General features: G+C 67.3%; 14 protein-coding genes. 12 read left to right on the top strand and 2 right to left on the bottom strand.

The window, feature by feature from the left end; all coding sequences use genetic code 11:
* Positions 1 to 197 precede the first annotated feature (197 nt).
* The 10 genes from OP497_RS09760 to OP497_RS09715 all read left to right on the top strand — a co-directional run bounded on the left by OP497_RS09760 (position 198) and on the right by OP497_RS09715 (position 11,426).
* A complete protein-coding gene (locus OP497_RS09760) occupies positions 198 to 1,184 on the top strand; it encodes a TRAP transporter substrate-binding protein (RefSeq protein WP_280548019.1) in 987 nt (328 codons plus the stop codon).
* A 74-nt stretch (positions 1,185 to 1,258) separates the two neighbouring features.
* Positions 1,259 to 1,777, top strand: coding sequence for a TRAP transporter small permease subunit (locus OP497_RS09755; protein WP_280548018.1), 519 nt, complete (start codon positions 1,259 to 1,261; stop codon positions 1,775 to 1,777).
* Positions 1,774 to 3,054: a TRAP transporter large permease gene (locus tag OP497_RS09750; protein ID WP_280548016.1), complete on the top strand. Its 1,281-nt coding sequence runs from the start codon at positions 1,774 to 1,776 to the stop codon at positions 3,052 to 3,054. Before OP497_RS09755 ends, OP497_RS09750 begins: the two co-directional genes overlap by 4 nt.
* A gap of 28 nt (positions 3,055 to 3,082) precedes the next feature.
* Complete coding sequence (locus tag OP497_RS09745) at positions 3,083 to 3,868, top strand: enoyl-CoA hydratase (RefSeq protein ID WP_280548015.1); 786 nt, start codon at positions 3,083 to 3,085, stop codon at positions 3,866 to 3,868.
* A gap of 35 nt (positions 3,869 to 3,903) precedes the next feature.
* On the top strand, positions 3,904 to 5,091 hold the full coding sequence (locus OP497_RS09740) for a CoA transferase (protein ID WP_280548014.1): 1,188 nt from the start codon (positions 3,904 to 3,906) through the stop codon (positions 5,089 to 5,091).
* Between the two features lie 38 nt (positions 5,092 to 5,129).
* Positions 5,130 to 6,338, top strand: a complete 1,209-nt coding sequence (locus OP497_RS09735; RefSeq protein WP_280548013.1) for an aminotransferase class V-fold PLP-dependent enzyme — start codon at positions 5,130 to 5,132, stop codon at positions 6,336 to 6,338.
* Positions 6,339 to 6,374: 36 nt separating this feature from the next.
* Complete coding sequence (locus OP497_RS09730; RefSeq protein ID WP_280548012.1) at positions 6,375 to 9,380, top strand: FAD-binding and (Fe-S)-binding domain-containing protein; 3,006 nt, start codon at positions 6,375 to 6,377, stop codon at positions 9,378 to 9,380.
* Positions 9,381 to 9,483: 103 nt separating this feature from the next.
* Positions 9,484 to 10,008, top strand: coding sequence for a gamma carbonic anhydrase family protein (locus OP497_RS09725; RefSeq protein ID WP_280548011.1), 525 nt, complete (start codon positions 9,484 to 9,486; stop codon positions 10,006 to 10,008).
* 156 nt (positions 10,009 to 10,164) lie between these two features.
* The gene (locus tag OP497_RS09720; protein ID WP_280548009.1) at positions 10,165 to 10,872 is read left to right on the top strand and encodes a glutathione S-transferase N-terminal domain-containing protein; all 708 of its coding nucleotides are present in this window, start codon (positions 10,165 to 10,167) and stop codon (positions 10,870 to 10,872) included.
* Positions 10,873 to 11,069: 197 nt separating this feature from the next.
* Complete coding sequence (locus OP497_RS09715) at positions 11,070 to 11,426, top strand: phasin family protein (protein WP_280548008.1); 357 nt, start codon at positions 11,070 to 11,072, stop codon at positions 11,424 to 11,426.
* 105 nt (positions 11,427 to 11,531) lie between these two features.
* Here OP497_RS09715 and OP497_RS09710 read toward each other — a convergent pair whose 3' ends face one another.
* Positions 11,532 to 12,155 carry a phosphoribosyltransferase family protein gene (locus tag OP497_RS09710; protein ID WP_280548007.1) on the bottom strand — a complete coding sequence of 208 codons (624 nt, stop codon included), beginning with the start codon at positions 12,153 to 12,155 and terminating at the stop codon, positions 11,532 to 11,534.
* Between the two features lie 107 nt (positions 12,156 to 12,262).
* Positions 12,263 to 12,787: a 2-oxo-4-hydroxy-4-carboxy-5-ureidoimidazoline decarboxylase gene (gene uraD, locus OP497_RS09705; protein WP_280548006.1), complete on the bottom strand. Its 525-nt coding sequence runs from the start codon at positions 12,785 to 12,787 to the stop codon at positions 12,263 to 12,265.
* Positions 12,788 to 13,014: 227 nt separating this feature from the next.
* On the opposite strand from uraD, the gene uraH reads away from it, so the two are divergent.
* Both uraH and OP497_RS09695 read left to right on the top strand, forming a co-directional pair.
* The gene (gene uraH / locus OP497_RS09700; RefSeq protein WP_280548005.1) at positions 13,015 to 13,368 is read left to right on the top strand and encodes a hydroxyisourate hydrolase; all 354 of its coding nucleotides are present in this window, start codon (positions 13,015 to 13,017) and stop codon (positions 13,366 to 13,368) included.
* 51 nt (positions 13,369 to 13,419) lie between these two features.
* Complete coding sequence (locus OP497_RS09695) at positions 13,420 to 14,622, top strand: urate hydroxylase PuuD (protein ID WP_280548004.1); 1,203 nt, start codon at positions 13,420 to 13,422, stop codon at positions 14,620 to 14,622.

Below are 14,622 nucleotides of genomic sequence, written 5' to 3'. Positions count from 1 at the left end.
ATCGAATAATGAATTTTGAATTCAAATTGAACTCGTGACGGTCGGACTCACCGAGCCGTTGGATGGCCGAGGATGACTCGGGCCGTCGGGACAGTTTCCGCGGCCCTGCAGGAGCCACCACGGCCTGGAGACTGCCCCGAGAGGGCGCAACGCCCGGGCAGCACACCTACAACAACAAGTCAGCACTGGAGTATCCGATGAAGATGATCAAGACAGCAGTCGCCAGCGCCGCCCTGGCCCTGAGCCTGACGCCAGCGCTCGGTCTCGCCCAGACCGAGCTGCCGTTCGGTCATGTGGGCAATCCCGGTTCGCTGTTCGATGCCTCCGCCAGCGAGTTCGCCAGGCTGGCCAACGAGCGGCTGGGGGACGACTACGAGGTGGTGGTCTACGGCTCGAGCCAGCTGGGCGGCGACAGCTCCATGATGCAGAAGCTCAAGCTCGGCCAGCTGACCTTCACGCTGCCGTCCTCCGTGATGTCCTCGGTGGTCGACGAGTTCGGGCTGTTCGAGATGCCCTACCTGATCAAGGACCGGGAGCACATGAAACGGGTCATCGACGAGGTCCTCGAGCCCGACCTCTTCCCGCTGGCGGAAGAGAAGGGCTACAAGATCCTCGCCGTGTGGGAGAACGGCTTTCGCCAGATCACCAACAACGTGCGGCCCATCAACACGCCGGAGGATCTCGACGGCTTGAAGCTGCGCACGCCCAAGGGCACCTGGCGGGTGCGAATGTTCGAGGAGTACGGCGCGAACCCGTCGCCCATGGCGCTCTCCGAGGTATTCACCGCGCTGCAGACCGGCACCATGGATGGCCAGGAGAATCCGCTGGTGCAGATCTACTCCCAGAAGTTCCAGGAGGTCCAGGACTACCTGTCGCTGACGGGCCACGTCTATACCCCGGCCTACGTGGTGGTCTCCAGCAATCACTGGGAGGCCCTGCCCGAGGACGTCCGCAGCGTCCTGATGGAGACGGCCCGGGAGGTCCAGGACTTCGTCTACGCGACCGCCGCCCGGCAGGATGAAGAGCTCCTCGGCAAGATGGAAGCCGCCGGCATGGAGATCAACGAGGCCGACAAGCAGGCGTTCATCGATGCCAGCGGCCCCATCTACACGCTCTTCGACGAGGAAGTGGAAGGCGGCGGCGACCTGGTCGACCGCGCGCTGGCACTCGGCGAGGAAGAGTAGGCCGTTCCGCCCCCCGACCGAGGACCGCCCCGCCCGGGGCGGTCCCCCTAACGCTGTTCGACGGAGTGGCTTCCATGTCCCTTGCGAGACTGCGATCTGGCTTCGAGTGGCTGCTCGAGGTCATCACCATGCTGCTGGTGGTGTCCCTGACGGTGGTCGTGCTGCTCGGTGTCACCTTTCGCTTTGCCGGCAACTCCCTCGGCTGGTACGACGAGGTGGCCGCCGTGATGCTGGCCTGGGTGACCTACTACGGCGCCGCTCTCGCCGCCCTCAAGCGCGCCCATATCAGCGTGCCCGGGCTCGTCTATTCGCGGCCACGTGCCGTGCGCGTGACGCTGGTGGTGATCGGCGAGGCCATCATCATCACCTTCTTCGTGATGCTTGCCGTCTATGGCGTGCATGTCATCCAGATCCTCGGCGGGTCGACCCTGGTCAGCGTGCCGATCCCGATCGCCGTCACCCAGTCGACCATTCCCATCGGGGCAGGGCTCTACGTGATCGCCGAGCTGGTCAACCTGCCCACCATCCTGCGCGAAGCCTGGCATGGCAAGGCGCCGCCCTCGGAGCATGACATCGTGGAGGAAGCGCAATGACGACTGCCCTGATCCTCCTGGCCGGCCTGGCGATGATCTTCATCAATATCCCCATCGCCGTGGCGCTGGGCGCGGTGTCTCTGCTGGCCATGCTGGTGCTGCAGGGCCCGAACAGCCTGCTCAGCTTCCCCATCGTGATGTTCGATGGCTCGACCAAGTTCCCGCTGATCGCCATCCCGTTGTTCGTGTTGGCCGGGGCGATCATGAATACCGGCGGTATCTCCCGGCGGCTGATCGACTTCGCCTCGGCGCTGCTCGGCTTCATCCGCGGTGGGCTGGCGATGGTCAACATCGGCACCTCGCTGTTCTTCGCCGAGATTTCGGGCTCGGCGGTGGCCGACGTCGCCGCCCTCGGCTCCATCCTGATGCCGGCGATGAAGAAGAAGGGCTATCCGGCGGACTTCACCGCCGCGATCACCTCGTCCTCGGCGTCGCTGGCGATCATCATCCCGCCGTCCATCCCGATGATCCTCTACGCCGCCATGGCCGATACCTCGGTGGTGCAGCTGTTCGTGGCCGGCATCGTCCCCGGGCTGCTTGGCGGCTTGTCGATGATGGCGCTCGCCTGGTACTTCGCCGTCCGCTACAACTACCCGGTCGAGGAGGCCTTCCAGCTCGAGCGGGTCTGGGCCACCTTCAAGGCGGCGGGGCTTGCCTTCCTGCTGCCGCTGATCATCCTCGGGGGCATCTTCGGCGGCTTCATGACCGCCACCGAGGGCGCCGCCCTGGCGGTGGTCGCGGCGCTGCTGATCAGCTTCCGCTACGGCGAGCTGCGTTGGAGCACGCTGCGCGGGGCCATGGTCGACGGCGGTGTCCAGACCGCCGTGGTGATGCTGCTGGTGGCAAGCTCCGCGCTGCTCGGGGACTTCCTCACCCGGGCCCAGCTGCCCCAGACCCTGGCCGCGGTGATCGGCGACTTCACCAGCAACAAGTACATGGTGCTGGCGCTGCTCAACGTCTTCCTGCTGGCGATCGGCATGATCCTGCACTCGGCGGCCGCCATCATCCTCACCGTGCCCATCGTCATGCCGTTGGTGATGATGGTCGGCATCGACCCGGTGCACTTCGGCATGATCGTCACCCTGAACCTGGCCATCGGCCAGCAGACGCCCCCGGTGGCGAGCGTGCTGATGACGGCCTGCTCGGTGGCCAAGGCGGACATCTGGGACGTGGCCAAGGCCAACGTGCCGTTCATGATCCTGCTGTTCGTGCTGCTGATGCTGGTCACCTACGTGCCGGTGGTCCCCATGGGCCTGGTGGAGCTGTTCTACCGATGAACCCGATGAACCTGGAGGGAGGATTCCCATGTCCGACGAATCCCTGATCTTCCGCCGCGAGGGCGCCATCGCCTGGATCGGCTTCAACCGCCCCGAGAGCCGCAACGCCATGACCTGGGCGATGTACGACGCCCTGGAGGCCTGCTGTGACCGGCTGGCGGAGGATGACTCGGTGGTGGCGGTGGTGCTGCACGGGGTGGGGGGCGAGGCCTTCGTGGCCGGCACCGACATCACCCAGTTCACACACTTCGCCTCTCCCGAGGATGCCATCGGCTACGAGCGGCGCATCGACCGGGTGGTGGGCAAGCTCGAGGCCCTGCCCAAGCCCACCATCGCCATGATCGAGGGGGCCTGCGTGGGGGGTGGGGCGGCCCTGGCGCTGGTCTGCGACTTCCGCTACTGCACGCCCACCATGAAGTTCGGCGTGCCCATCGCCAGGACGCTGGGCAACACCCTGTCGATGAGCAACGTCTCACGGCTGGTCGACATGATCGGCGTGGCCCGCACCAAGGAGGCGCTGATGATGGGCCGGCTGTTCGGGGCCGAGGAGGCCCGCCAGGCGGGGCTGGTCAACGCGGTGTTCGACCCCGGGAGCATCGCCGCCGAGGTCGCCGCGATCGCCGCCGAGTTCGCCCATCGCGCCCCGCTCACCGTCCAGGCCAGCAAGGCGCTGGTGGGACGGGTGCTGGCCGAGCGTCGCGCCGCCCCCGAGGCCGGCGACGACTGGGTCACCACCTGCTACATGAGCAACGACTTCAAGGCGGCGGTGAACCGGTTCGTCCACAAGACGCCCTTCGAGTGGACCGGGCGCTAGCCATGCCGACAGAACCCCAAGGAGGGAGCACGCCGATGCTGCCACTGCAGAACCTCAAGGTCCTCGACATCTCCCAGATCATGGCCGGCCCCTACTGCACCATGGTGCTGGCCGACATGGGCGCGGAGGTGATCAAGGTCGAGAAGCTCAACGGCGGCGACGACAGCCGCCAGATGGGCCCCTACGTCAACGACGAGTCGACCTGCTTCTCGCAGATCAACCGCAACAAGAAGAGCATCTCACTCAACCTCAAGGACGACCGGGCCCGAGAGATCTTCTACCGCCTGGCGCGCGACACCGACGTCATCGTCGAGAACTACCGCACCGGCGTGACCCGGTCGCTTGCGATCGACTACGACACCATCAAGGCGATCAATCCCGGCATCGTCTACTGCTCGATCTCCGGCTACGGCCAGACCGGGCCATACAGCCATCGCGGCGGCTTCGACCTGGTCGCCCAGGGCATGACCGGGCTGATGTCGATGACCGGCGAGCCGGGGCGCCGGCCGCTCAAGACCGGCATCGCGGTCTACGACATTGGCGCCGGCCTGACCGCCACCTACTCCATCCTGGCCGCCGTCATCCACCAGATGAACACCGGCGAGGGCCAGCACATCGATATCGCCATCACCGAGTGCGGCCTGCCCTGGTTCACCTGGGAAGCGGCGGCCTACTTCGCCGAGGGCCGGGTGCCACAGCCCACCGGCTGGCGGCATCGTGTGTCGGCGCCCTACCAGGCGATCAAGGCCCGAGACGGCTACCTGATGCTCGGTTGCGCCAACCAGCGCACCTGGGAGCGGTTCGCCCGGGACGTGCTGGACCGCGAGGACCTGATGGCCGACGAGCGCTTCCTGACCAACCAGGACCGTGGCCAGCACGTCGAGGAGCTCGAGGCGCTGCTGGAGACGATCATGGCCGACCGGGGTGTCGACGACTGGCTCGAGCGTTGCGACGCGGCCGGGGTGCCCGCCGGGCCGATCAACGACTTCGCCCAGGCCATGAGCGACGAGCACTACCTGGCGCGCGGCATGGTGCAGGAGATGGACCACCCCAAGATCGGCCGGATGAAGACCATCGGCTTTCCCAGCAAGTTCTCGCGCACCCCGTCGCAGATCCGCCAACCGGCACCGCTGTTCGGCCAGCATACCGATGAGGTGCTGGGTGAGCTCGGCATGACCCCCGACGAACTCGCCGCGTTGCGTGACGACGGCTGCATCCGCTAGCCGCGCCGCCCCCGACAAGATCCCCACGGAGAGCTCCCATGCTGAACCTCGACTTCCATCCCTCAGGCCGCCACTTCCTGCAGATTCCCGGCCCCTCTCCGGTGCCGGATCGCATCCTGCGCGCCATGAGCCTGCCGACCATCGACCACCGGGGCCCTGAGTTCGGGGCGCTGGGCCGCGAGCTGCTCGGCAAGGTCAAGAAAGTCTTCAAGACCGAGAACCCGGTGATCATCTACCCGGCGTCGGGCACCGGCGCCTGGGAGGCGGCACTGATCAATACCCTGTCGCCGGGCGACGAGGTGCTGATGTTCGAGACCGGCCACTTCGCCAGCCTGTGGCACAGGATGGCCACCCGCCTGGGCCTGGCGCCGGAGTTCATCGGCCTGCCGGGCTACGAGGGCTGGCGCCACGGCGTGCAGGCCGACATGATCGAGGCGCGGCTGCGCGAGGATGGCGACCATCGGCTCAAGGCGGTGTGCGTGGTACATAACGAGACCTCCACCGGGGTGACCAGCGATATCGCCGCGGTGCGTCGCGCCATCGACGCCGCCGGTCACCCGGCGCTGCTGCTGGTCGATACCATCTCGGGGCTGGCCAGTGCCGACTACCGTCACGACGAGTGGGGGGTCGACGTCACCATCTCCGGCTCCCAGAAGGGGCTGATGCTGCCGCCAGGCATCAGCTTCAACGCGATCTCCGACAAGGCCATCGAGGCCAGCCGCCACAACCGCATGCCCAAGAGCTTCTGGGCCTGGGACGAGATCCTCGAGGCTAACCAGAACGGCTACTGGCCCTATACCCCCAGCACCAACCTGCTCTACGGCCTCAAGGAGTCGCTGGACATGCTGCTCGACGAGGGGCTGGATCACGTGCTGGCGCGCCACCAGCGCTGGGCCGCCGGGGTGCGCACGGCGGTTGAGGCCTGGGGGCTGGAGATACAGTGCCAGGACCCGGCCGTCTACTCGCCGGTGCTCACCGGGGTGGTGATGCCGGAGGGCACTGATGCCGACGAGGTGCGCAAGATCATCTACGAGCGTTTCGACCTGTCGCTGGGCACCGGCCTCGGCAAGGCCAAGGGCAAGATGTTCCGCATCGGCCACCTGGGCGACTGCAACGACCTGACCCTGATCGCCACCCTGGGTGGCTGCGAGGCCGGCATGAAGCTCGCCGGCGTGCCCCTGAAGGGCAGCGGCGTGACGGCCGCGCTGGACTACTTCGCCGGCCAACCCCTCGAGGCCGCCCACTGATCATCGGCAGTGCCACGCATGGCGGAGGAAGACCAGATGACGTCCCTGAAGGACAATTCCCGGGCCGGCAGGGCCCCCGATGCCCGGATCAAGCCGGTCACCGACCTGGCGGCCAGGCTGTCACGCGAGCTCGAGGGCGAGGTGCTGTTCGATGACGCCTCCCGGGGCCGCTACTCGACGGATGCCTCGATCTATCAGGTCACCCCGGTGGGCGTGGCGATTCCCCGCCATCAGCGGGACCTGGCGCTGGCGCTGGAGATCGCCCGGGACGCCGGGGTGCCGGTACTGGCGCGCGGCGCCGGCACCAGCCAGTGCGGCCAGACGGTGGGCGAGGCGCTGGTGATCGACAGCACCCGCTGGCTCGACGAGATCGTCGAGTTCGACCCCGAGGCGCGCACCGTGGTGGTCGAGCCCGGGATCGTGCTCGACCACCTCAACGCCTGGCTCAAGCCCCATGGCCTCTGGTACCCGGTGGACGTCTCCACCAGCGCCCAGTGCACCATCGGCGGCATGGCCGGCAACAACTCCTGCGGCTCGCGCTCGATCCGCTACGGCAACATGGTGCACAACGTGCTGGGCGTGGATGCGCTGCTGGCCGACAGCAGCGAGGGGCACTTCGGCTTCGTCGACCAGCTCCCTGCCACGGGGAGGGTGCGCGAACTGGCCGAGCGGGTGAAGGCCGTCGCCGACGGGGTGGCCCCCGAGATCCGCGAGCACTTCCCCAAGGTGCTGCGCCGCGTCGGCGGCTATAATCTCGACCTCTTCGACTGCCAGAACCCCAAGCCCTACGACCCGGACGGGCGCGCCAACATGGCCCACCTGCTGGTGGGCTCCGAGGGCACCCTGGGCGTGAGCCGCCGGATCACCCTGCGCCTCTCGCCGCTGCCGGAGCACAAGGTGCTCGGGGTGGTGAACGTCCCCACCTTCTACCAGGCGATGGACCTCACCCAGCACATCGTCACCCTGGATCCTTCCGCCGTGGAACTGGTCGACCGCACCATGATCGACCTCTCGCTGGAGAACCCGGCCTTCCGCCCGGTGATCGAGAAGGCGCTGATCGGCAGGCCCCAGGCCGTGCTGCTGGTGGAGTTCGCCGGCCAGGATCGCGAGGCCCAGCTCCGCTCCCTCAGGCGCCTGAACGAGCTGATGGCCGACCTGGGCCTGCCGGAGAGCGTGGTGGAGATGCCCGAGCCCGCCGAGCAGAAGGCGCTGTGGAACGTGCGCAAGGCGGGGCTCAACATCATGATGAGCATGAAGGGGGACGGCAAGCCGGTCTCCTTCATCGAGGACTGCGCGGTGCCGCTGGAGCACCTGGCCGAGTACACCGACAGGCTGACCGAGGTGTTCCATCGCCATGGCACCGAAGGCACCTGGTACGCCCATGCCAGCGTGGGCACCCTGCACGTGCGGCCGATCCTCGACATGCGCCGCGACGGCGCCCATAAGATGCGCGAGATCGCCGAGCAGGCCTCCGCCCTGGTGCGCGAGTACAAGGGCGCCTACTCCGGCGAGCACGGCGATGGCCTGTGCCGCGGCGAGTGGGTGGCCTGGCAGTTCGGTCATACCGTCAACGACGCCTTCAGGGAGGTCAAGCAACTCTTCGACCCCGGGAACCTGCTCAATCCGGGCAAGATCGTCGACACCCCGCGGATGGATGACGAGCGCTACTTCCGTTTTTCCTCCACCTACCGGACGATCCCGATGACGCCGGTGTTCGACTGGTCGGGCTGGAACGTCACCCGCGACCCGCTCTCCGGCGAGCAGGGCGAGCCCGGCAGCGCCGGCGACCCCACCCATGGCCTGGCCATGGCGGTGGAGATGTGCAACAACAACGGCCACTGCCGCAAGTTCGATGCCGGCACCATGTGCCCGAGCTATCGCATCACCCGCGACGAGCAGCACCTCACCCGCGGGCGCGCCAACACCCTGCGCCTGGTGCTCTCCGGCCAGCTCGGCGACGCGGGCCTGGCCAGCGACGACGTCAAGGAGGCGCTCGACCTCTGCGTCTCCTGCAAAGGCTGCAAGCGCGACTGTCCCACCGGGGTCGACATGGCAAAGTTCAAGATCGAGGCGCGCACCGCCCGGGCGAAGGCCAGGGGGCTGTCATGGCGAGATCGCATGGTCGGCGAGATGCCACGCTATGCCCCCTGGGCCAGCCGATTCTCCGGCCTGCTGGGTGCAGTGGAGCGCGTGCCGTTCCTCTCGCGCCGGGTCAAGACGGCCCTGGGGCTCGCGGTGCAGCGTGACTTTCCACGCTTTCGCGGCAACTTCCTCGCCGAATCGCAGGGTGAAGTGGTCCAGGCCCCCCGGGAGGTGCTGTTGTTCGTCGATACCTTCAACAACTACCTGGAGGGCGAGAATGCCCGGGCGGCCAAGCGGGTGCTGGAGGCCGCCGGCTACCGGGTGCACCTCAACGTCAGGCAGGGCGAGCGGCCGCTGTGCTGCGGGCGTACCTATCTCTCCTCCGGGCAGTTCGATAAGGCGCGACTGGAGGCGCGGCGCACCCTGGACCACCTGATGCCCCATGTCAGGCGGGGCGTGGCGATCGTCGGGCTCGAGCCCTCCTGCCTGCTGACCCTGCGCGACGAGTTCCTGCAGTATGGTTTCGGCAAGGAGGCCAAGGCCCTCTCCGAGTCGGCTTTCCTGTTCGAGGAATTCCTGGTCCGTGCCCATGAGTCGGGCGAGTTGCCGCTCGACCTCAAGCCGGTGGATCACCCACGGGCGTTGCTGCACGGCCACTGCCACCAGAAGGCCTTCGATGCGCTGCGCCCGGTCGAGCAGGTGCTCGCCTGGATCCCCGGCCTCGAGGTCGAGACCATCGCGTCCTCCTGCTGCGGCATGGCGGGCAGCTTCGGCTACGAGGCGGAGCACTATGACGCCTCGATGAAGATGGCCGAGCTGTCGCTGCTGCCGGCGATTCGCGACGCCGCCGCCGACGCGGTGCTGGTGGCCGATGGCACCAGCTGTCGCCACCAGATCCGGGATGGCAGCGGCCGTGAGGCCATTCATGTGGCCCGGCTCCTCGAGCAGGCGCTGGCCTGAGACGGCGGCTGGCAGGGGGAAGGTGCCCCAGGTCGCCGCCGGTTCGCCCCGCGACGGCCCACATGGCATCCTTTCCCGAGCCCTTTTCGCAGGAGGAACCCCCATGGCGATCTATCAGTATGGCGACGACCGTCCGGCGATCGGTGACGACGTCTACGTGGCCGAGACGGCGGACGTGATCGGTCGGGTCACCCTGAAGCGCAACGCCAGCGTCTGGTACCAGGCGGTGCTGCGCGGCGACACCGACCACCTCGAGGTCGGCGAGGGCAGCAATATCCAGGACGGGGCGGTGCTGCACGCCGACCCCGGCTACCCGCTGACGGTCGGCACGGGCGTGACCGTGGGCCACCAGGCGATGCTGCATGGCTGCACCATCGGCGACGGCAGCCTGGTGGGGATTCAGGCGGTGATCCTCAACGGGGCGGTGATCGGCAACAACTGCCTGGTGGCCGCCGGGGCGGTGGTTAAGGAGAACGCCAGTTTCCCCGACAACTCGCTGATCGTGGGGGCGCCGGCCAGGGTGGTGCGCGAGCTCTCCGAGGAGGCTATCGCGGGCCTGAGGAAGAACGCCGAGGGCTACGTGGAGCGCGGCCGGCACCATGCGGCGCAGCTCAAGCGAATCGGCTGAGCCCTGCGACCTGTCCTGTCCGGACAGCGGGCCCACGGTGGCCAAGGCCGCCACCACGTAGTGGATGTCGATCATGTAGCCCGCCGCGGCGTTGGCGGTGTCCGGCAAAGGCTGGCACTATCGAGCCATACCCATGAGCGGATACCAGGAGGTAGCATGACACGTGTGCTATATGAGCTCTGCGGCATCGACGAGGGGCTACGCTTTTCGCCCTTTTGCTGGCGCGTTCGCTACGCGCTGGCCCACAAGGGGCTGGAGGTGGAGACGCACCCCTTGCACTTCACCGACAAACAGGCCCTGGCCTTCGCTGACTATGACAAGGTGCCGGTGCTGGTCGACGGCGACGAGGTGGTCACCGACAGCTACGAGATCCTGCGCTACCTCGATCGCACCTATCCCGAGGCGCCGCTGTTGGGCGAGGGGCTGACCGAGGCGCGGGGACGCTTCTTCAAGCACTATGCCGAACGTTCACTGGCCCCAGCGATGATACGCACCATCATCATGGACCTGTTCAATGCCATCCACCCCGACGACCGCGCTTACTTCCGCGAGACCCGCGAGAAGCGCTTCGGTCGGACTCTCGAGGAGTTCCACTCCCCGGCCAAGGGCCTGGCCCAGCTGGATGCCGCCCTGGAGCCGCTGCGCGGACGGCTCAAGGAGGCCGACTATCTCGACGGCGAGGCGCCGGCCGGCGCCGACTACCTGGTCTTCGGCAACTTCATGTGGGCACGCTGCGTCTCCAGTGCCGACCTGGTCTCCAACGCCGACCCGGTCCATGCCTGGATCGAGCGCATGCTCGATCAGCACGATGGCCTGGGGCGCAAGGCGCTGCGCATCACCGACATCGAGGGGGCCTATCGCTGAGGCGAAGGGCCCGAAGGTGACCGCTGAATGACGCGGTCTCGTCTGTCACTGCGACGCCTGGCTCCGGCCGGGCGTCGTGGTTCATGGCCGGCGGCATTGGCAGGTTTCATATGTTGCGCTGCACAAAAAAGCCTGCTATGTTGCAATGCAGCACGAGGCGACAGGCCTCGGTGTCCCACCACAGATGGAGGTGTTTCATGAGCAAGGCAACCACCCAACAGGCCACCGAACAGTTCGAGTCCCTGTTCGTGGCACCCGCACGCAACGTCGGCGCCCTCAACCTCGATTATACCGAGAAGCTGGTCGCCGCCCAGTTCGACGCGGTACGCGCCCTGACCGACATGGGTCTGGCCCAGGCCCGCGGCTGGCTGGATGTCCGTGACGCCGACAGCCTGAAGTCGGTCGTGGCGTCCCAGCAGAAGGCCAGCCAGGACATGGGCGAGCGCCTGCGCGGCGACGCCGAGAAGATCATGAGCTTGAGCCAGGAGTACGCCCAGAAGAGCCAGAAGCTCGCCGAGGACGGGGTCAAGGCTGCCACCACGGCAACCAAGTAAGGCGACAGGCGATCGAGCATGGCAAGCGCCGGCTCCGGCCGGCATTCACGGGTCGTTACCCTCGGGTGGCGCCCGTGTTCTTTTTTGTGGGCCTCCTTTGGCCGTTCAGCCGTGCTCGCTGCCCAGCAGCGCGATGACTTGCTCGTCCTCCACCTGCTCGAAGTCGACGAAGAACTGCCCCACGGCCTGGAAATTCCAGGGCGTCTCCAGGCAGACCACCTCGTCGGCCAGAGCCTCGATGCGTGCCACGGTGTCGGGCGGCGCCGCCCCCATGGCGGCGATCAGCGTCTGCGGACCCCGTGATCTCAGGGTGCTCAGGGCCGCCGCCATGGTGGCGCCGGTGGCGCTGCCGTCATCCACCACCACCACGATGCGTCCCTTCGGATCAATGGGGGCCCGCACCGGCGTATAGCGACGGCGGCGCTCCTCGAGCAGGGCTCGCTGCCGCTCCGTCTCGCGGGTCACCGCTTCCTCGCGGTAGTGCCGCGCCGTCTCCTCCAGCGCCACGCTGCCATCCTCGCTGACCGCGCCGATGGCATATTCGGGGTTGCCCGGCGCCCCCACCTTGCGTACCAGCACCACGTCCAGGTCGCCCTCCAGGGCATCGGCGATCAGCCGGCCCATGGGCACCGCACCCCGCGGGATGGCCAGGATCAGGGGATTGTGCCCCTTCAGGTGGGAGAGGCGTCGAGCCAGGCGCTCGGCGGCATCGAGTCGATCACGGAACATGACGATGCTCCTCGTTGGGAAGACGTGTCTCCAGTGTAGGTCGCCACGCCTGCGGGACAAAACGCGCGTCCCGCGCGGGTGTCGATCGTGTCGGAGGACCCCTTCGCTCAGCCGCGACGGGCGTCCAGGCGGAAGCTGGCGATGCGGTTGATCTGCTCGATGGCGGTGCGGCGCTCCTCGGCCGGGTCATTGGGCAGGCGTGCCTCGAAGGCGGCGAGGATGGCGTGGCGGTCGCTGCCCGTGACGGCCATCACGAAGGGGAAGCCGAACTTCGCCTTGTAGTTGGCGTTGAGGCGTTCGAAGCGGGCCAGCTCCTCGGGTGCGCACTGGTCGAGTCCGGCACCGGCCTGCTCGCGGGTGGAGTCGTCGGTCAGCTCGCCGGCGACGGCCGCCTTGCCGGCGAGGTCCGGATGGGCGCGGATCACCTCGAGCTGGCGTTCGGGGCTGGCCTCGCGAAGCACGGCCCCCATCACCTCGGCCAGCCCCTGTGGGGTGTCCTGGTCGAGGGACAGGCCGCGCTGCCAGGCGAGCTCGGCGACCCAGGGGGAGTGCTCGTAGATGTCGCCGTAGTGGGCCACGAAGGCCTGCTGGTCCAGCTGGCTGGGGCGCGGGGTGAGAATCTTGTCGGTCATCCTGGGGCTCCTCTGCTGGGTGAGGCGGCCTGGCGGCGCACGCAGTACCAGGCAGGCCGGGGAGGGGGCAGCGAGGGATCTCGATGCTTTTGCCATAAAGTGTATACAAAAAATATTGAAATGTACCCCAGTAAAGGCTAACACTGTCTTCATTGTGGACTTCATGATGCCTGCCCGGTGAGGGCATCGCCAGGCACGTACCGACCCGACACGCGAAGGAGAACCCCATGGGATACCTGACCACGCATGTGCTGGACACCGCCCAGGGCCGTCCCGGCCAGGGCATCCGCATCGAGGTCTTCCGCTTCGAGGGCGAGACCCGCACCCGGCTCAAGGCGGTCGTCACCAATGATGACGGGCGCTGTGATGCCCCCCTCCTGGAGGGCGACGACTTCGCCACCGGCGAGTATGAGCTGCTCTTCCATGCCGGTGACTACCTGCGCGCCCGGGGCGTCGAGGCCGATGAGCCGCGCTTCCTCGACGTGATTCCGCTGCGCTTCGGCGTGGCCGATGCCGCGCAGCACTATCATGTGCCGCTGCTGCTCTCGCCCTATGGCTATTCCACCTACCGCGGAAGCTGAGGGGCTTCCCGTCCCGATACGCCCATAACAAGACGCTTGACGAGGCCCCTCATGCAAGCCTACCTGCTGGATTTCACCAACTTCATGCTGCGCTGGCTGCACGTCATCGCCGCCATCGCCTGGATCGGCGAGTCGATCTACTTCGTGATGCTCGACAACAGCCTGCGCCAACCCAAGGCCGCCGAGGACCGGGAGAAGGGTGTCTTCGGCGAGATGTGGGCGGTCCATGGTGGCGGTTTCTATCACAACCAGAAATACGCCAGTGCCCCCGACAAGCTGCCCGAGGACCTTCACTGGTCGTTCTGGAAGGCCTATACCACCTGGCTCACCGGCTTCGGCCTGTTCGTCATCCTCTACATGGTCAACCCGAGCGTATACCTGGTGAACCCGGGCAGCGACTGGGCCTGGGCGGCGAACCTGAGCGGCTGGCAGGCTAATGTGGTGGCGCTGGCCTTCCTGCTGGCCGGCTGGGTGGTCTACAACGAGCTGTGCAAGCGCATCAGCCCCGACATGCAGCGCGACGGCCTGCTGAGCCTCGCCGTGGCGGTGATGATGGTGGTGGTGGCCTACCTGAGCAGCCAGATCTTCTCGGGGCGTGCTGCCTTCCTGCTCACCGGTGCGGTGATGGCCACCGCCATGTCGGCCAACGTCTTCTTCTGGATCATTCCCGGCCAGCGCCGCATGGTGACGGCGATGAAGGCCGGCGAGACCCCCAATCCCCTGGACGGCAAGCGCGGCAAGCAGCGCTCGGTACACAACACCTACTTCACTCTGCCGGTGGTGCTGCTGATGGTCAGCAACCACTACTCCTTCGCCTACTCCCATGAACTGGCCTGGGTGATCATGTCGCTGTTCATCTTCGCCGGCGCCCTGATCCGCCAGTACTTCGTGCTGATGCACGCCGGCCGCAAGCGCCCGGCGTATCCGGCGGCCGGGGTGGCGTTGATCCTGGTGGCGTTCTGGATGGCGGCCCCCTCGAGTAGCGGCCAGGCCACTGCCACGGCCGCGGTGGCCCCCGAGCTGGACGAGGTGCACGCGATCGTCGAGGCGCGCTGCGTGGCCTGCCATTCCCGCGAGCCGAGCCAGCCGGGCTTCACTGCGCCGCCGGCCGGCATGGCCTATGACACTCCCGAACAGCTCCGGGCCCAGCAGGCGAAGGTCAAGGAGGTGGTAGCGAGCGGCTACATGCCGCTGGGCAACATGACCGGGATGACCGATGAGGAGCGTGCGGTCATCGCCGCCTGGGAGGAGTGA

The organism is Halomonas sp. 11-S5, assembly GCF_029889825.1.
GTDB lineage: Bacteria > Pseudomonadota > Gammaproteobacteria > Pseudomonadales > Halomonadaceae > Halomonas.
Note: the sequence above shows the minus strand (reverse complement) of the source record. Positions and strands in the feature narration are given on the sequence as shown.